Origin of the sequence: Streptomyces humi, from assembly GCF_001005085.2 — a bacterium.
Lineage (GTDB): Bacteria > Actinomycetota > Actinomycetes > Streptomycetales > Streptomycetaceae > Streptomyces > Streptomyces humi.
Genome location: NZ_LBMU02000021.1, coordinates 126,319 through 142,474, shown reverse-complemented (window position 1 = coordinate 142,474; position 16,156 = coordinate 126,319). Strand labels below are relative to the sequence as shown.

19 protein-coding genes are annotated in these 16,156 nt (G+C 72.7%); 14 read left to right on the top strand and 5 right to left on the bottom strand.

The features are described from left to right. Positions 1-8 precede the first annotated feature (8 nt). Genes AAW13_RS08180 through AAW13_RS08165 form a run of 4 tightly spaced genes read left to right on the top strand, consistent with a single transcriptional unit; the run spans position 9 to position 4,177 of the window. Complete coding sequence (locus tag AAW13_RS08180; protein WP_046726502.1) at positions 9-1,343, top strand: beta-ketoacyl-[acyl-carrier-protein] synthase family protein; 1,335 nt, start codon at positions 9-11, stop codon at positions 1,341-1,343. Position 1,344: 1 nt separating this feature from the next. Further along, a complete protein-coding gene (purU, locus tag AAW13_RS08175) occupies positions 1,345-2,250 on the top strand; it encodes a formyltetrahydrofolate deformylase (protein WP_046726501.1) in 906 nt (301 codons plus the stop codon). Positions 2,251-2,306: 56 nt separating this feature from the next. Then, a complete protein-coding gene (locus tag AAW13_RS08170; protein WP_046726500.1) occupies positions 2,307-3,527 on the top strand; it encodes a beta-ketoacyl-[acyl-carrier-protein] synthase family protein in 1,221 nt (406 codons plus the stop codon). A gap of 50 nt (positions 3,528-3,577) precedes the next feature. After that, positions 3,578-4,177 carry an NADPH-dependent F420 reductase gene (locus AAW13_RS08165; protein WP_052768413.1) on the top strand — a complete coding sequence of 200 codons (600 nt, stop codon included), beginning with the start codon at positions 3,578-3,580 and terminating at the stop codon, positions 4,175-4,177. A 123-nt stretch (positions 4,178-4,300) separates the two neighbouring features. Here the strand turns inward: AAW13_RS08165 and AAW13_RS08160 are convergent, their stop codons facing one another. Beyond that, the gene (locus AAW13_RS08160; protein WP_046726499.1) at positions 4,301-4,567 is read right to left on the bottom strand and encodes a PLD nuclease N-terminal domain-containing protein; all 267 of its coding nucleotides are present in this window, start codon (positions 4,565-4,567) and stop codon (positions 4,301-4,303) included. Positions 4,568-4,658: 91 nt separating this feature from the next. Here AAW13_RS08160 and AAW13_RS08155 point away from each other — a divergent pair, with 91 nt between their 5' ends. After that, positions 4,659-5,126, top strand: coding sequence for a DUF3515 family protein (locus tag AAW13_RS08155; RefSeq protein ID WP_052768412.1), 468 nt, complete (start codon positions 4,659-4,661; stop codon positions 5,124-5,126). A 22-nt stretch (positions 5,127-5,148) separates the two neighbouring features. On the opposite strand, the gene AAW13_RS08150 is transcribed toward AAW13_RS08155, so the two are convergent. Both AAW13_RS08150 and AAW13_RS08145 read right to left on the bottom strand, forming a co-directional pair. Next, a complete protein-coding gene (locus AAW13_RS08150) occupies positions 5,149-5,715 on the bottom strand; it encodes a hypothetical protein (RefSeq protein WP_046726497.1) in 567 nt (188 codons plus the stop codon). 102 nt (positions 5,716-5,817) lie between these two features. Further along, positions 5,818-6,375: a TlpA family protein disulfide reductase gene (locus AAW13_RS08145; RefSeq protein ID WP_240528566.1), complete on the bottom strand. Its 558-nt coding sequence runs from the start codon at positions 6,373-6,375 to the stop codon at positions 5,818-5,820. 64 nt (positions 6,376-6,439) lie between these two features. Here AAW13_RS08145 and AAW13_RS08140 point away from each other — a divergent pair, with 64 nt between their 5' ends. From AAW13_RS08140 to AAW13_RS08100, 9 genes are all read left to right on the top strand, one after another. Beyond that, entirely contained in the window at positions 6,440-7,897 is a 1,458-nt protein-coding gene (locus tag AAW13_RS08140) for a menaquinone biosynthesis decarboxylase (RefSeq protein WP_046726496.1), read from the top strand. Next, positions 7,894-8,796 (top strand): menaquinone biosynthesis prenyltransferase MqnP, encoded by a 903-nt coding sequence (gene mqnP / locus AAW13_RS08135; protein WP_046726495.1) that lies wholly within the window; start codon positions 7,894-7,896, stop codon positions 8,794-8,796. The genes AAW13_RS08140 and mqnP overlap by 4 nt, the downstream gene beginning before the upstream one ends. 86 nt (positions 8,797-8,882) lie before the next feature. Next, the gene (locus AAW13_RS08130; RefSeq protein ID WP_046726494.1) at positions 8,883-9,530 is read left to right on the top strand and encodes a UbiX family flavin prenyltransferase; all 648 of its coding nucleotides are present in this window, start codon (positions 8,883-8,885) and stop codon (positions 9,528-9,530) included. Positions 9,531-9,590: 60 nt separating this feature from the next. Continuing rightward, a complete protein-coding gene (locus tag AAW13_RS08125; RefSeq protein ID WP_046726493.1) occupies positions 9,591-10,046 on the top strand; it encodes an Lrp/AsnC family transcriptional regulator in 456 nt (151 codons plus the stop codon). Between the two features lie 38 nt (positions 10,047-10,084). After that, positions 10,085-11,248: an aminofutalosine synthase MqnE gene (mqnE, locus tag AAW13_RS08120; RefSeq protein ID WP_046726492.1), complete on the top strand. Its 1,164-nt coding sequence runs from the start codon at positions 10,085-10,087 to the stop codon at positions 11,246-11,248. Positions 11,249-11,435: 187 nt separating this feature from the next. Beyond that, positions 11,436-12,095 (top strand): UdgX family uracil-DNA binding protein, encoded by a 660-nt coding sequence (locus AAW13_RS08115; RefSeq protein ID WP_046726491.1) that lies wholly within the window; start codon positions 11,436-11,438, stop codon positions 12,093-12,095. Between the two features lie 74 nt (positions 12,096-12,169). Then, on the top strand, positions 12,170-12,694 hold the full coding sequence (locus tag AAW13_RS08110) for a GNAT family N-acetyltransferase (RefSeq protein WP_046726490.1): 525 nt from the start codon (positions 12,170-12,172) through the stop codon (positions 12,692-12,694). Positions 12,695-12,774: 80 nt separating this feature from the next. Then, positions 12,775-13,089 (top strand): DUF4229 domain-containing protein, encoded by a 315-nt coding sequence (locus AAW13_RS08105; RefSeq protein WP_046726489.1) that lies wholly within the window; start codon positions 12,775-12,777, stop codon positions 13,087-13,089. Between the two features lie 49 nt (positions 13,090-13,138). Beyond that, positions 13,139-13,822, top strand: a complete 684-nt coding sequence (locus tag AAW13_RS08100) for a TetR/AcrR family transcriptional regulator (protein WP_046726488.1) — start codon at positions 13,139-13,141, stop codon at positions 13,820-13,822. Positions 13,823-13,835: 13 nt separating this feature from the next. Here AAW13_RS08100 and AAW13_RS08095 read toward each other — a convergent pair whose 3' ends face one another. Both AAW13_RS08095 and AAW13_RS08090 read right to left on the bottom strand, forming a co-directional pair. Further along, the gene (locus AAW13_RS08095) at positions 13,836-15,134 is read right to left on the bottom strand and encodes a DUF6716 putative glycosyltransferase (protein WP_071659474.1); all 1,299 of its coding nucleotides are present in this window, start codon (positions 15,132-15,134) and stop codon (positions 13,836-13,838) included. Between the two features lie 139 nt (positions 15,135-15,273). Further along, entirely contained in the window at positions 15,274-16,065 is a 792-nt protein-coding gene (locus tag AAW13_RS08090) for a MaoC/PaaZ C-terminal domain-containing protein (protein WP_079178748.1), read from the bottom strand. Between the last annotated feature and the right edge of the window lie 91 nt (positions 16,066-16,156).

Below are 16,156 nucleotides of genomic sequence, written 5' to 3'. Positions count from 1 at the left end.
GGCAGACCATGTCGGAACAGCACACGGGACGAGACACGGCACCGGACCGGACCGGCCGTACGAAGGTCGTCGTCACCGGTCTCGGCACCATCACCCCGCTCGGCGGTGACGTCGCCGGCACCTGGGAAGCGATGGTGCGCGGCCGGAGCGGCGTCCGCCGCCTCGACGCCGAGAGCCGGCCGGAGTCCTGGACACAGGAACAGGACGACATGCCCCCGCAGCTCGGCGCGCCCGTGGCGGTCGAGCCGGGGAGCGGCCTGGAGCCGATGCAGCGCCGGCGCCTGAGCAGGTCCGCCCAGCTCGCGGTCACCGCCGCGGAGGAGGCGTGGCACGACTCCGGGCTCGACACCGCACTGGTGGTGCCGGACCGGGTCGCCGTGATCGTCTCCGCCGCCCTCGGCGACATGACCGCGATCATCAACGGCTGGGACGCGCTGCGCTCGCGCGGCTGGAACCGGGTGCCGCCGCTGACCGCGCCGATGTCCATGGGCAACGGCGCCGCCTCGGCCGTCAGCATGCTGGTGAACGCCCGCGCCGGCGTCAACACCACCGTCAACGCCTGCTCGTCCGGCACCCAGGCGCTGGCGACGGCCGCCGACATGATCCGGCGCGGCACCGTGGACGTCGTGGTGGCGGGCGGCGCCGAGGCACCGCTGCACCCGCTGGTCCTCGCCTCGTTCGGGGCGATGCGGGCGCTGTCCAAGCGCGTCGACGACCCGGCCGGCGCGGCCCGCCCGTTCGACGCCGCGCGGGACGGGATGGTGCTCGGCGAGGGCGCCGGCATCCTCGTCCTGGAGTCCGAACGGCATGCCCGGGAACGCGGCGCGCGGGTCTACGCCGAACTCGCCGGTGTCGGCATCACCTCGGACGCCTACCACGTCGTCCAGCCCGACCCGACCGGCGCGGGCACCGTCCGGGCGGTCCGGGCCGCGCTCGCCGACGCCGGTGTCACCCCCGCGGACGTCGCCTACTTCAACGCCAACGGCACCGCCAGCCAGGCCGGTGACGCGGCGGAGGCGCGGGCGATCCAGGCCGTGTTCGGGGCTGCCGGGCAGGGACCGGCGGTCTCCGGGACCAAGGCGATGACGGGTCACAGCCTCGGCGCAGCCGGCGCCATCGAGGCCGTCACCACGGTCCTGTCCCTGCACCACGGCCTGGTGCCGCCGACCCTCAACTTCAACACGCCCGACGAGGGCGTCTCGATCGACGTGGTGCACGGCAGCGCGCTGAAGCTGGGCAGTGAGCAGCTCGTCGCGGTGAAGAACTCCGCCGGGTTCGGCGGCCACAACGTGGCGCTGACCTTCCGGGGGAGCGCCGCTCCCCGCGGTGCGGAGGGGAGCTGAGGTGCGGCTCGCCGAACAGACCCGGACCCGGCCCGCGGGGCGCGGGTCCGGGCGGCCCCGGGCCTCGCTGATCGTCGCGGGCAGGGACCGGCCGGGCATCGTCGCGGCCGTCGGCGCGGTGCTCAGCGACCACGGCGCGAACATCGTCTCCCTGGACCAGTACTCCGACGACCCGCAGGGCGGCGCGTTCTTCCAGCGCACGGTCTTCGGCCTCGACGACCTGCCGGCCGCCCTGCCCGCCGTCCGGGACGACCTGACCGCGCTGACCGCCGGGGGCTTCGACCTCGACTTCACCCTGCGGGACCTCGGGGTGCCCGGCCGGGTGGCGATCTTCGCCTCGAAGGCCGACCACTGCCTGCTCGACCTGCTGTGGCGGCACCGCAGGGGCCAGCTGCCGGTCTCGGTCGCCATGGTGATCTCCAACCATCCGGACACGGCCGAGGAGGTGCGCTCCTTCGGCATCCCCTTCTTCCACGTGCCGTGCTCCGGGCCCGACAAGTCCGCCGCCGAGGCCGAGCAGCTGCGGCTGCTCAAGGGCAACGTCGACTTCGTCGTGCTGGCCCGCTACATGCAGATCCTGTCGGGCGACTTCATCCGGCAGGCCGGTGTGCCGATCATCAACATCCACCACTCCTTCCTGCCGGCGTTCATCGGTGCCGGGCCCTACGCCAGGGCCAAGGAACGCGGCGTCAAACTCGTCGGCGCCACCGCCCACTACGTCACCGAGCACCTGGACGAGGGGCCGATCATCGAGCAGGACGTGGTCCGGGTCAGCCACGCCGACACCGCGGCCGACCTGCAACGACGCGGTGCCGACGTGGAGCGGGCGGTGCTCTCCCGGGCGGTGCTCTGGCACAGCGAGGACCGCGTGATCCGGCACGGCAACCACACCATCGTCTTCTCCTGACCGGCCCCGGACCACCGGGCGGCAGGGGAGTTCACAAGACCGAGAGAGGGCGGCTGATGAGCCGGGACAGTGACGTGCTCGTGACCGGGCTGGGGGCGCTGACACCACTGGGCGGGAGTGCGGCCGAGTCGTGGCAGGGGCTGCTCGACGGCCGGTCCGGGATACGCGCGCTGGGCGGGGACTGGCCCGCCGAACTGCCGGTGGGGATCGGCGGGCCGCTCACCGCGGACCCGGTCGAGGCGATCGGCCGCGTCCTCGCGCGCCGCCTCGACCGCACCGAGCAGATGGCGGTGGCGGTGACCCGGGAGGCCTTCCAGGACGCCGGGAGACCCGAGGTGCCGCCGGAACGGCTGGCGGTGGTGATCGGCACCGGCATCGGCGGGCTGCTGAGCACGCTGGCGCAGAACGCCGTGTACGAGGAGCACGGCATGCGCAGACTGTCGTCCTACGCCGTGCCGATGGTGATGCCGAACGGCCCGGCGGCCTGGGCCGGCCTGGACCTGGGGGCGCGGGCCGGAGCGCGGGCGCCGGTCAGCGCCTGTGCCTCGGGCGCCGAGGCCGTCGCCCTCGGGCTCGACCTGATCCGGCTGGACCGCGCCGACGTCGTGGTCGCCGGCGGCACCGACGCCTGCCTGACCCCGTTCATGGTGGCCGCGTTCACGCAGATGAAGGCACTGTCCCAGCGGGGCGGCGACCCGGCCGCGGTGTCCCGGCCGTTCGACGCCGCCCGTTCGGGTTTCGTCATGGCCGAGGGCGCGGCCGTCATGGTCCTGGAACGCGGCACGTCCGCCCGGGCCCGGGGCGCCCGGGTCTACGGCGCGGTGGCCGGCGCGGCGGTCACGTCCAGCGCCCACCACATCTCCGCGTCCGAACCCGAGGGACAGATCACGGCGATCCGGGCGGCGCTGCGGGACGCGGACCTGGCCCCCGCCGACATCGGGCACGTGCACGCCCACGCCACCTCGACCCCGGGCGGCGACCTCGCCGAGGCCGAGGCGGTGGCGAAGGCCGTCGGCGCGCACCCGGTGGTGACCGCGACCAAGTCGATGACCGGTCACATGCTGGGCGCCTCCGGCGCGTTCGGCGCCCTGGCCGCCCTGCTGGCGCTGCACCACGGCGTGGTCCCGGCCACCCGCAACCTGGACGAACCCGACCCGGGGGTGGGGCTCGACGTGGTCGCCGGCGCCGCCCGCACCGGCCGCTGGGAGGCCGCGCTCGCGAACTCCTTCGGCTTCGGCGGCCACAACGTCAGCCTGGTGCTGACCCGCGCGACCTGACACACGGCAACGGAGAACGGGCAGACCGGCTACGGGGGGACAGGACGACCATGACGATCGGGGTACTGGGAACGGGCCGTATCGCCACCACGCTGGCGGTGCTGTTCGCCCGCGCCGGACACCAGGTCCGGCTGGGCTCGGCGGACGCCGGGCACGGGCGCGGGACGGCGGCCCGGCTGGGCTGTCCGGAGCTGACCGGCGGCTCCTGCGAAGAAGCCGTCACAGGGGCGTCCGTGGTGATCCCCGCGGTCCTCGGCGTACCGGGGGCGGTGCAGGTGCTCAGGCCCTGGCGGGCGGCCGTGCGCGGGAAGATCCTGGTGGACGTCACCAACCCGTTCACCGGGGACCACACCGACTTCGTCGGACCCTGGGCCCGCGGCGGGACCGCGGACCTGGCGGCCGCGTTCCCCGGGGCCCGGCTGGTGGGGGCCTTCAAGAACGTGTGGTGGGAGCACCTCGCCGACGGCGACGCGTCCGTCGTCCCGGACATCCAGGTGGTCTCCGACGACGCGGAGGCGAAACAGGCCGTCCTGCGCCTGTGCGCCGCCACCCCCTACCGCTACGCCGACGGCGGCGGCCTCGACCAGGCCGGCCGGGTGGAACGCATGGCCCTCTCGGGATCCCGCACCGGGAGGGGTTTCGCGGCCTGACCCGGCCCGGGCGCGGACCGCCCGTCCGGTGGCGGATCCCCGGCCCGTTCCTCAGCCCGTCCCTCAGCCCGTCCCTCAGCCCGTTCCTCAGCCCGTTCCTCAGCCCGTTCCTCAGCCCGTCCCTCAGTCCGTGCGCGGATCGTCCGGCTTCAGGGACTTCAGGAACTCCGGGTTGTCGTCCGGCGCGACCCACCGCTCGCGGGGCTGCCGCGCCTTCCCCGCGACCAGCCAGGCCACCGGGCCGACCAGGACCTCCCCGAAGAGCAGGATGACCAGCACCCACGCCAGTTTCGGCAGGGCGCGGACCTCGTCCTCGGGGGTGTTCAGGCAGTCCACGAAGGCGTAGATCCACAGTGCGAGGACCAGCAGGAAGGGCAGATACCTGAGCATGGCGGCCAGGGTAGCGGGTGGGTGACGTCCGGTCCCGGGGGCACGGGCATGATGGTCACCTCGACCGGGCCGCGACCAGGAGGGGACCCTGATGACACGCCCGAGGACCCGCTGGGGCTGGGCGGTGGGCGTGGCCGGCCTGCTGGCGGGTGCCGGACTGGTGGCGGGCGAACTGGACTCCCCGGTGTTCGGGCTGGCCCAGGGCCCGCTGGCGAGTGACCCGGCGTGCACCCGGCTCGCCGCCCGCTACCCCGACCGTCTCGGCGGCGCCACCCGCGACCGGGTCACGTTCGCGGGTCTCGCCGTGTGGGGCCGCGGTGCGGTGGAGCTGCGCTGCGGTGTGCACCCGCCGGGCCCGACGACGGACGCCTGTGTCCGCGTGGACGGCGTGGACTGGGTCTGGCGGGAGCGGGCCGGGGACCGTGAGTACCTGGTCACCTTCGGCCGGAGCCCGGCCGTGGAGATCTCGGTCGCGGACTCCGTGCCCCACCTGGACGCGGTGCTGCCGGACCTGAGCCGCCTGGTCTCACCGATCGGACCGGCCGGCAGCTGCGCCTGAACCATTCCGGCCCGCGGCGCGCTCAGCCGGGTGCCGAGTTCTCGCCCGGTGGCCGGCGCAGCAGGTGCAGACAGACGACCGAGGTGACGACCGTCCGCCGCTCGGAGGCGTCGAGGCCGGGGTCCGTCTCGACGACGTACCGCTGGAGCCCGCGCCACCTGTCGGCGGTGCTCACCGTGACCCGGCCGAGGGTCTCCGGAGCGGGGTTCTGGTCGGGGTCGGTCTCCGTGAGCAGCCATTCGACGGAGACGAGGGCCCGCCGGGTGAGGAAGAGCCGGCGCCCCGCCGCCGTCCGCAGACTCAGCTGCCGGGTCCTGACGCGTCCGGGGGCCTCGGCGGTGCCGGTCTCCCGGCCGGCGGCGTCGGTGAAGCGGAACAGCGCCGGTCCGGTGCGCAGGACGCGGACGACGAGCTCCCCGGACGCCCCCGTGAGCAGGGACTGTGTGTCGTCGGTGTGGGTGACCCGGGCGAGCCGGTTCCCCGCCGCGGTGGACACCGCCAGCGCCGGATCCGTGTGTCTGCGCCGCCACGCCTGCTTCAGCTGCTCCACCACGACGGTCTCCGGCGCGAACGGACCGGGCTCCGTCATCGGCTCTCCCTCCCCCGCCACGGTTCCCCCTCGGCCGAGCACGTCCACTATGACCGAGGGCCGCGGGACGGGAGAAGGCCCTTGCCGGAGGCGGGGAGCCGGTCAGGCCTGCTCGGCGAGCAGCGGCCGGGTGACGGCGCGGACCTCGGCTTTGGTGAGCGGGCTCAGGTACCGCGCGGCGATCCTCCCCCGCCGGTCGATGAAGAGGGTGTACGGCAGCGCCTGCGCCTTGTACCCCCGGGGCAGGCGCAGGAGCTGGCGGCTCGCGGGGTCGTGCAGGCTCGGGTAGGACAGCCGGTGCTCCTCCTGGAACGCCCGTCCCTTCGCCCGCCGGGCGTCCATGTCCACGCCCAGCACCTGCACGCCCTCGGCGGCCAACTCCCGCTGCACCTCGGAGAGTTCCGGTGCCTCGGCACGGCAGGGGCCGCACCAGGACGCCCAGACGTTCAGTACGACGACCTTGCCCCGGTAGTCGCCGAGCCGGACCGTGCGGCCGTCCAGGTCGGCGCCCGTGAGGTCGGGGGCGGTCTCCCGGTCGGCGGCCGCCACCCGGACCAGCGGGGAGACCGCGGAGCCGCCGGACTCCTGCGGGGGCGAGCACGCGCCCGAGGAGACGGCGATCAGCAGGGCGAGCAGCGGTAACCGGCGGTGGACTGTCACGGCCGACGAGTATCGCAGGGGGCGGTGACCGGGCCCGCACCCCGGGTGGCCGATACTGGGACACATGGCTTACGACGATCTTCGCTCCCTGCTCAGGGCCCTGGAGCGCGAGGGCGACCTCAAGCGTGTCAAGGCCGAGGTCGACCCGTATCTGGAGGTCGGGGAGATCGTCGACCGGGTCCAGAAGTCCGGCGGGCCCGCGCTGCTCTTCGAGAACGTCCGCGGCTCCGCGATGCCGCTGGCGATGAACGTCTTCGGCACCGACCGCAGGCTGCTGAAGGCGCTCGGTCTGAAGTCCTACGGCGAGATCTCCGAGAAGATCGGCGGGCTGCTGCGCCCCGAACTGCCGCACGGGTTCGTCGGGGTGCGCGAGGCGTTCGGGAAGCTCGGCGCGATGGCGCACGTACCGCCGAAGAAGGTGAAGTCCGACAGCGCGCCGGTGCAGGAGGTCGTCCTCAAGGGCGACGAGGTGGATCTGGACCGGCTCCCGGCCCTCTTCACCTGGCCGCAGGACGGCGGCTCCTTCTTCAACCTGGGGCTCACCCACACCAAGGACCCGGAGAGCGGGATCCGCAACCTGGGTCTGTACCGCCTCCAGCGCCACGACCGGCGCACCATCGGCATGCACTGGCAGATCCACAAGGACAGCCGCAACCACTACCAGGTGGCCGCCCGGCGCGGCGAGCGCCTCCCGGTGGCCATCGCCTTCGGCTGCCCGCCCGCCGTCACCTACGCGTCCACGGCCCCGCTCCCCGGCGACATCGACGAGTACCTGTTCGCCGGGTTCATCGCGGGCAAGCGGATCGAGATGGTCGACTGCAAGACCGTCCCGCTCCAGGTCCCGGCGCAGGCGGAGGTCGTCCTGGAAGGCTGGCTGGAGCCCGGCGAGATGCTGCCGGAGGGCCCCTTCGGCGACCACACCGGCTTCTACACCCCGCAGGAGCCGTTTCCGGCGCTGACCATCGACTGCGTGACGATGCGCCGCCGCCCCCTGCTCCAGTCGATCGTCGTCGGCCGCCCCCCGACCGAGGACGGCCCGCTCGGCCGCGCCACCGAACGCTTCTTCCTCCCCCTCCTGAAGATCATCGTCCCGGACATCGTGGACTACCACCTCCCCGAGTCCGGCGGCTTCCACAACTGTGCGATCGTCTCGATCGACAAGAAGTACCCGAAGCACGCGCAGAAGGTCATGCACGCCGTCTGGGGCGCGCACATGATGTCCCTCACCAAGCTGATCGTGGTGGTCGACTCCGACTGCGACGTCCACGACCTGCACGAGGTCTCCTGGCGGGCCCTCGGCAACACCGACTACGCCCGCGACCTCACCGTCGTCGAAGGCCCCGTCGACCACCTGGACCACGCCTCCTACCAGCAGTTCTGGGGCGGCAAGGCGGGCATCGACGCGACGCGGAAGTGGCCCGAGGAGGGCTACACCAGGGACGGGGGCTGGCCGGAGATGGTCCTGTCGGACCCGGATACGGCGGCCCTCGTGGACCGCCGCTGGAAGGAGTACGGCCTGTGAGCTCCGCCTCCGCAGCACTCCCGCAGCCGGGACGCACCAAGGCGTTCCTCCGGCTGGTGATGATCGAGCACTCGGTCTTCGCGCTGCCCTTCGCGTACATCGCCGCGCTGACCGCGATGTTCGAGCTGGACCGGAACATCCACTGGGGCCGGTTGCTCCTGGTCACGATCTGCATGGTCGGCCTGCGCACCTTCGCGATGGCGGTCAACCGGATCATCGACCGTGAGATCGACGCCCGGAACCCGCGCACCGCCCACCGTGAGCTGGTCACCGGCGCGATGAGCGTGAGGCACGCCTGGACCGGCGCGCTGATCGCGGTGGCGGTCTTCCTCGGCTCCGCGGCCCTGCTCAACCCGCTCTGCCTGGCGCTCGCGCCGGTCGCCGTGATCCCGATGGTGGTCTACCCCTACGGGAAGCGGTTCACGAACTTCCCGCAGGCCATCCTGGGTCTCGCCCAGGCCATGGGCCCCATCGGCGGCTGGCTGGCGGTCACCGGCGAGTGGTCCTGGGACGCGGTGATCCTGGGCCTCGCCGTGGGCATCTGGATCGGCGGCTTCGACCTGATCTACGCCTGCCAGGACGTGGAGACCGACCGCGAGATCGGAGTCATGTCGGTGCCGGCCCGCTTCGGCATCCCGGCGGCGATCCGGGGCGCGCGGGTCTGCCACACGCTCGTCACGGCCCTGTTCGTCTGGTACGCGGTGGCGACGCACGCGGGCGCCTTCTTCTGGCTGGGCCTGGTGGTCGTCGCCGGCGCCTTCCTCTACGAGCACTCCATCGTCCGCCCCCACGACCTCTCCCGCCTCAACCGCGCCTTCTTCAGCGTCAACGGCTTCATCGGCATCGCCCTCTTCGCCTGCGCCCTCCTCGACCTGCTGGTCCGCGGGCTGTCGGTCTGACCGGCGCGGGCCGACCATGGACCCGTCCTGAAGTCGGGCGGGCGCGCCGGTACGCTCAAGGTGTGAACGCAGGAGAAACGCAGCGCGTGCCTTGGATCGTGGGGGTGTCCGGGGCGTCCGGTACGCCGTATGCCGCCGCTGTGCTGCGTGCCCTGCTCGACGCGGGGGAGAGCGTCGACCTGGTGGTCAGCCGGGCCTCGCGGCTCACCCTGCTGGACGAGACCGGGATCTCCTTCCGGGACGCGCACTGGCGCGACGACCTGCGCGAATGGCTGACGCGTGGCGCCGACGGCAAGCCCGGGACCTTCGCGGTCGACCTGACGCGGGTGCGGTACTGGAGCGCCGGGGACCTGGCCGCGGGGCCGTCCTCGGGGTCGTACCCGGCCAAGGGCATGCTGATCGTGCCGGCGTCCACCGCCGCCGTCGCCGGGGTCGCCCTCGGGCTCTCCAAGGACCTGCTCCAGCGGACGGCCTCCGTCACCCTCAAGGAGCGCCGCCCGCTCGTCGTCGCCGTCCGCGAGACACCGCTGGGCGGACAGACGCTGCGCCACCTCGTCACCCTGGACGACCTGGGGGCGGTCGTCGTCCCCGCCTCGCCGGCCTTCTACGCGGGCGCCACCCACATCCAGGACCTGGTCGACTTCGTCGCCGGGCGCGTACTGGACGCGGCGGGTGTCGGACACCGGCTCTACCGCCGCTGGGAGGGCGACCTCGGCGGCGGCGCGGGCCGGTAGCGGTACCCCTGCACCACCTCTCATCTACTTCGGGAACTTTCAGCGGAAGGCTTCGATCGCATGGACGCCGTGGACAGGCAGCTCATCCAGGCCCTGAGGGAGAACGGCCGGGCCTCGTACGCTGAGCTGGGCCGTCTCGTCGGACTGTCGGGACCCAGCGTCACCGACCGCATCAACCGGCTGGAGGCGGCCGGGGTCATCACCGGCTACCGGGCCACCGTGAACGCGGCCTCGCTCGGTCTCGGCGTGATCGCCCTGATCGGCATCTCGCTCTCCGACGCGGCCGACCACGAGGACGTGGCCCAGCGGCTGCGGGACCTGCCGGAGATCGAGGACTGCTGGTTCATCGCCGGTGACGACTCCTTCATGCTCAAGGTGCGTTCGACGGACGTCGACGGCCTGGAGAAGACCATCCGGCGGCTGTCCGGCACGAAGGGCGTCTCCCGGACCCGGACCACGGTCGTGCTCTCCACGAAGTGGGAGAACCGGGTGGGGGACCTGCCCGAGGAGGTCTAGGGATACCGTGGGGCGAGTTGTCGTGGAAAGGGTGAGGCATGGACGTCGGGCTCAAGCGTGAGCTGGAGGAGAAGGTCCGCTCCGGCGAGCGGCTGTCCCGCGAGGACGGCATCGCGCTGTACGAGTCGGACGACCTGGCCTGGCTGGGCGGTCTCGCCCACGAGGTGCGCACGCGCAAGAACGGTGACGTCGTGCACTTCAACGTCAACCGGCACCTCAACATGACGAACGTGTGCACCGCGTCCTGCGCGTACTGCTCGTTCCAGCGCAAGCCGGGCGAGAAGGACGCGTACACGATGCGCATCGAGGAGGCGGTGAAGCTCGCCAAGGCGATGGAGGGCGAGAACCTCACCGAGCTGCACATCGTCAACGGCCTGCACCCGAACCTGCCGTGGCGCTACTACCCGCGGTCGCTGCGCGAGCTGAAGGCGGCCCTGCCGAACGTCTCCCTGAAGGCCTTCACGGCCACGGAGATCCACCACTTCGAGACGATCAGCGGCCTGTCCGCGTCGGAGATCCTCGACGAGCTGATCGACGCGGGGCTGGAGTCGCTGACCGGCGGTGGCGCGGAGATCTTCGACTGGGAGGTCCGGCAGCACATCGTGGACCACCGCACCCACTGGGAGGACTGGTCCCGGATCCACCGCCTGGCGCACGAGAAGGGTCTGAAGACCCCGTGCACCATGCTGTACGGCCACATCGAGGAGCCCCGCCACCGCGTCGACCACGTGCTGCGGCTGCGCGAGCTCCAGGACGAGACGAACGGCTTCCAGGTCTTCATCCCGCTCCGCTACCAGCACGACTTCGTGGACATGAAGGACGGCAAGGTCAGGAACCGGCTCCAGGCCCGGACCCAGATGGCGACCGGCGCGGAGGCCCTGAAGACCTTCGCGGTCTCCCGTCTCCTCTTCGACAACGTGCCGCACGTCAAGGTCTTCTGGGTCATGCACGGCGTTCAGACCGCGCAGCTGGCGTTGCAGCACGGCGCCGACGACATGGACGGCTCGGTGGTCGAGTACAAGATCACCCATGACGCGGACAACTACGGCACGCCGAACAAGCTGACCCGCGAGGACCTCCTCGACCTCATCCGCGACGCGGGCTTCCGCCCGGTGGAGCGCAACACGCGCTACGAGATCATCCGCGAGTACGACGGCCCGGACCCGGCCCGCCGCGAGTCCCCCCAGCCGATGCGGGTGTGACCAGCCGACTGAGGGTGCGTCTCCGGGTGCGGGTGCGTCGTGGTCGCTCGCGCAGTTCCCCGCGCCCCTGAAGGGGCACGTACTGCAACGCCCCTTCTTTCAGGGGCGCGGGGAACTGCGCGACAAGCCCCCAACGCTCCCGCGGCCGGAGACGAATCCGCAGCTCCACGGCGGGTACCCGGCGCTCATGGCCACCACCGGCGCTCCGGAGGAGGCGTACACCGCGACCCCCTTCCTCCCCGACGCCCGGACGCCGAGCCTCGCCGCTCTCCGCCGGGCCGCCGCCGGCTGCCGCGGCTGCCCCCTGCACCGTGACGCCACCCGGACCGTCTTCGGCAGGGGGCCGGCGCACGCGCGCCTCATGCTCGTCGGGGAGCAGCCCGGTGACCAGGAGGACCGGCAGGGCGAGCCCTTCGTCGGCCCGGCCGGGAAGCTGCTCGGCCGGGCCCTGGCGGACGCCGGCCTCGACCCGGCCGACGCCTATGTGACCAACGCGGTGAAGCACTTCAAGTTCACCCGGACCGAACCCCGCAAGCGCCGCATCCACAAGGCCCCCACCCTCCGGGAGATGTCGGCCTGCGCCCCCTGGCTCGCCGCCGAGCTGACCGTCGTGGCCCCGGAGCTGATCGTCGTCCTCGGCGCCACCGCCGGGAAGGCCCTGCTCGGGTCGTCGTTCCGGGTCGGCGAGGCGCGCGGGACCGTGCTGGAACGGGAGCTCCACGGCCGCCCCGAGCGGCTCGTGCCGACGGTCCACCCGTCCTCCGTCCTGCGGTCGGACGACCGTGAGCAGGCCTACCAGGGGCTCGTCGCCGATCTGCGGGTCGCCGCGCGAACACTGTCGTCCTAGCGGCAGGTAATGGTCACGGCAGGTAATGGCCACGAGAGGTAATGACCACGAGAGGTAATGGCTACACTGCACCGGTGCCTCTTACTTTCACCCTCGATCCCGCCGTCACCCCCGCCCTCCGTGCCGGTGTCCTCGACCTGTGGACGGACGTGTCCAACGCCCGCGGGGCCGTCGGCTTCGTCCCGCCGGTGACCCCGGAGGAGATCCGTCCGGAACTGGTCCGGCATCTCGTCGCCATGGCCGAGGGCCGCAACCGGCTCCTCGTCGGCCTCGACGAGTCCGGCACCGTCGCCGCCACCGCCTTCTTCTCCTTCAACACCCACCGCCTGATGAAGCACTGGGTGTGGCTGTACACGGTGATGGTGCACCCCAAGCACCAGGGCCAGGGCTACGGCCGGGACCTGCTCGCCGCGGCCGCCGCCGAGGCCCGCGGCTTCGACGGCATAACCGCGATACGGCTCACCTGCCGGGGCGGCCACGGGCTGGAGGACTTCTACGGCTCCTGCGGCTACCGGGAGGTCGGCCGCGTCCCCGGCGCGATCCGGGTCGCCCCCGGCGACGACCGAGACGACATCACCATGCTGCTCACCCTGGCCTGAGCCGACCCCGCTGCAAGATCGGTGCCGTGCCGTGCTTCACTGGACGGTGCCCCTTTTCGTCGTCGGAAGACTGGATTGAGATGCTCCGCTACACGCTGATGCGCCTCGGTATCTTCGCGGGCTGCCTCCTCGTCGTCTGGGGCCTCGTCTACGCCGGTGCGTTCCCCCGCGGCTTCGGCGACTCCAACCCGCTGTGGGTGCTGCTGCTGTCCCTCGTCCTGTCGGCGCCGATCAGCTTCGTGGTGCTGCGCAAGGAGCGGGACCGGGCGTCCGTGCAGGTCTCGCAGCGGGTGGAGCGGATGAAGGCCAACATCGAGGCCAACCGCAGCCAGGAGGACGAGGTGGCCGAGGCGGCCGAGGAGACCCCGGCGCCGGCCCAGGGCCAGGCCTCCTGACGTACACGCGCGTCTCCCAACCCCCGCGCCCGAACTAGGCTTTGACCTCATGGGTGCCGTGAAGACCAAGCGGATGCCGCGGGCGGTCCGGGAGCAGCAGATGCTGGACGCCGCCGTGCGGACCTTCGGCCAGCGCGGCTACATGGCCGCGTCCATGGATGAGATCGCCGAACTCGCCGGTGTCTCCAAGCCGTTGGTCTACCTCTACCTCAACTCGAAGGAAGACCTCTTCACGGCGTGCATCCGCCGTGAGGCCGCCGCGCTCGCCGAGGCGGTCCGCACCGGGGTCCGCCGGGAGCTGCCCGCCGACCGCCAGCTCTGGGACGGGCTCCAGGCGTTCTTCGCGCACACCGCCGCCCACCCCGACGGCTGGTCGGTGCTGCACATCCAGGCCCGTACGCACGGCGAGCGGTTCGCCTCCGTGGTCGCGGCGATGCGCGAGGAGATCGTCGCGTTCGTCACCCAGCTCATCGCCGTCGCCGCCCGCGAGGCGCACCGCGATCCCGACCTGGCGGAGGGGGAGGTGGCGGGCCTCGCCGAGGCCCTGGTCGGCGCCGCCGAGTCCCTGGCCGCCTGGGCCAACGCCACCCCCGGGGTGACCGCGCACCAGGCGGCTGCGACCCTGATGAACTTCGCGTGGGCGGGCCTGGGCAACCTGATGGAGGCCCGGCCCTGGACCCCGCCGCTCCCGGACCCGCCCGGCACGGCTCCCACGCACCCGCGGGCCCGGTAGCGCCGGCCCGGTCTCACACGGCGCCCCAGCGGCGCAGGGCGGGTGCGAGCCGCTGGTGGCCCAGGCGGTACAGCTTGCCGGCCCCTCGCCCGGCCACCCTTCGTACGGTCGTCCGGACGAATCCGGTGCCGCCGACGGCCGACGGCAGCGGCAGCGGGCGGCCCGAACCGTCGAAGCCGTTGTTCCGGAGGATGCCGTCGAGGTAGAGGCCGGCGGTCCGCGCGGTGTAGTAGGGGCGCAGCGGCGGCAGCGGGCCGGCGGCGCGCAGCGCGGTGACGCGGGCGCGGGCCGCCGCGTACGGGTCGCTCTTGCCGATGCCCTGCGCCGCCGCCCACTCCGGGGCGGGCTGCGGAAGCGCGCCCGCGTCGATGTCGTCCCAGGAGGCCAGGCAGCCGGAGTGCACGAAGTAGTGGTTGCCGTGGGCCTCCCGGACGCCGAAGTCGGTGAGGATCGCGGTGGGGATCCGCCGGTGCATCGACTCCAGCGCGGCCGTCGAACTCACCGTGACCAGCAGGTCGGTGCGGTCCAGTACGTCGCCCATGTTGCCGTAGGCGAGCCGGAGGTTGGCCGGGGCGGGTGCGGCGAGCTGCTCGACCAGGTGCTGGTACGGGTCGGCCTCGACGTGGGTGGTCTGCTCGCCGGGCAGGCTGCGCAGCTTCATCAGCACGAGCCGCTCCGGGTGCGAGCGGGCGTGCGCGGCGGCCCGCTCCAGGAGCCCGAGCCGGGACCGGCGGTCCTTGGGCACGGAGGGCTGGACCGCGAAGGTGACGGTGAACGGCCGCTCGTCGGACGGCCGGTAGGGCTCGCCGCCGAGGAAGGGCAGCGCGCACTCGACCACCGACCCGGGGTCCACGCCGACGCCCGCGAAGACGGCGCGGAACCGTTCGGCGTCGTGACCGGAGTTGGCCAGCACGATGTCCGTGCCGGCGCGGGTCAGGAGACCGTCGACCATCTTCTCGTAGACCACGCCGACATACCCGCTGACCGTGACCGGCCGGTGCTCCCGGCCCGCCCAGGCCGCTCCCAGGCCGTGCGCGAGCGCCAGGACGGTGCCGCCGGCGACCGCCAGCACGACGATGCCGGCGTCCGCCAGTGCCTCGTCGTCGACCAGTTCCGCGGCGCGCAGTTCCCGCCTGGTGTCGGGCACGATGCCGATCTCGGCGAGCTGCCGTTCGGTGGGGGTGGACCTGGCCCGCAGGAAGTACGCGTCGAGCGCGTGTCCGGGGGCGAGCTGCCGGGCCACCGAGGCACCCCACTTCCAGCGGGTGTCCGAGTCTGCGACGACGGCGATGCGTCTGGGGCTGGGAGACATGCCGGGAATGTAAGAAGGAGGTTTGAGCAGGGCCTGAGAGCTTTCTGGGAAAACGCCTCCTTTTCTCTGTGCCCGCCATGAACTTGACCGTCCCGTACGGGTTTCATGGAACGCCGGACACCGGAGGTTGGCCGAGATTTCACGCGGTGAGCGCGCCCGCCTCCCCGCTCACGTACGTCCTCCCCTGGTCTCCGCGCAGTTCGAAGCGCCCCGAGGCGTCCGCCGCGTACAGCACCGTCCCCGGCAGCAGCACCGGCGCCCGGAACTCCGCCGCCACCCGGACCCGCTCGGGCACCCCGTGCGCGGCCAGACACCTCGCCACGGTCCACATGCCGTGCGCGATGGCCCGGGGGAAGCCGAAGAGGCGTGCGGTGAGCGGGTGCAGATGGATCGGGTTGCGGTCCCCGGAGGCGGCCCCGTACCGCCGTCCCACGTCCCCGGCGATCCGCCACTCGTCCACCACGGGCAACGGCTCCCGCTCCGCACGGGCGGCCGGCGCACCGTCGTCGTACGAGGTCCGGTGCCGCGCCAGGTACGTGCTCCGGGACTCCCACACGACGGCCCCGGCGGCCCGCACCTCGGTGACGACGCGGGCCTCCGTGCCGCGCCGGTGCGGGCTCAGCCGGTCGACGTGGACGGCGATGTCGTACGCCCCGTCGGCGGGCAGCTCGGCGTGCCGCACGATCTCGATCGAGGTGTGCACGAGCCCCAGCAGGGGGAGCGGGAACGCGCGCGCGCTCATCAGCTTCATGGCCAGCGGAAACCCGAGCACGTGCGGATAGGTGACCGGCAGCCCCTCGTTCCCGGTGGCGAACCCGCAGACACGTTCGTACGCGGCGAGCCTCGGCAGCTCGGGCCGGACGGCGGGGAGAAGGAGACGGGTGCGGGGGAAACCGGCATCGGCGGACGGCTTCTTGAAGGGGGACAGCATCGCGCCCCGTGCGAGCAGTGGCCCCAGGGCAGGGGCGCTGTCAAGGACGATCACAGAGGTTGCCTTCCGGTTCCGCCGGTGAGGACGTGCC

Excerpts from the sequence above, each read along its gene's own strand:
- AAW13_RS08180 (WP_046726502.1), top strand. The coding sequence starts at position 9 with ATGTCGGAACAGCACACGGGACGAGACACGGCACCGGACCGGACCGGC.
- AAW13_RS08170 (WP_046726500.1), top strand. The coding sequence starts at position 2,307 with ATGAGCCGGGACAGTGACGTGCTCGTGACCGGGCTGGGGGCGCTGACA.
- AAW13_RS08165 (WP_052768413.1), top strand. The coding sequence starts at position 3,578 with ATGACGATCGGGGTACTGGGAACGGGCCGTATCGCCACCACGCTGGCG.
- AAW13_RS08160 (WP_046726499.1), bottom strand. The coding sequence starts at position 4,567 with ATGCTCAGGTATCTGCCCTTCCTGCTGGTCCTCGCACTGTGGATCTAC.
- AAW13_RS08155 (WP_052768412.1), top strand. The coding sequence starts at position 4,659 with ATGACACGCCCGAGGACCCGCTGGGGCTGGGCGGTGGGCGTGGCCGGC.
- AAW13_RS08150 (WP_046726497.1), bottom strand. The coding sequence starts at position 5,715 with ATGACGGAGCCCGGTCCGTTCGCGCCGGAGACCGTCGTGGTGGAGCAG.
- AAW13_RS08140 (WP_046726496.1), top strand. The coding sequence starts at position 6,440 with ATGGCTTACGACGATCTTCGCTCCCTGCTCAGGGCCCTGGAGCGCGAG.
- AAW13_RS08125 (WP_046726493.1), top strand. The coding sequence starts at position 9,591 with ATGGACGCCGTGGACAGGCAGCTCATCCAGGCCCTGAGGGAGAACGGC.
- mqnE (WP_046726492.1), top strand. The coding sequence starts at position 10,085 with ATGGACGTCGGGCTCAAGCGTGAGCTGGAGGAGAAGGTCCGCTCCGGC.
- AAW13_RS08115 (WP_046726491.1), top strand. The coding sequence starts at position 11,436 with ATGGCCACCACCGGCGCTCCGGAGGAGGCGTACACCGCGACCCCCTTC.
- AAW13_RS08105 (WP_046726489.1), top strand. The coding sequence starts at position 12,775 with ATGCTCCGCTACACGCTGATGCGCCTCGGTATCTTCGCGGGCTGCCTC.
- AAW13_RS08100 (WP_046726488.1), top strand. The coding sequence starts at position 13,139 with ATGGGTGCCGTGAAGACCAAGCGGATGCCGCGGGCGGTCCGGGAGCAG.
- AAW13_RS08095 (WP_071659474.1), bottom strand. The coding sequence starts at position 15,134 with ATGTCTCCCAGCCCCAGACGCATCGCCGTCGTCGCAGACTCGGACACC.
- AAW13_RS08090 (WP_079178748.1), bottom strand. The coding sequence starts at position 16,065 with ATGCTGTCCCCCTTCAAGAAGCCGTCCGCCGATGCCGGTTTCCCCCGC.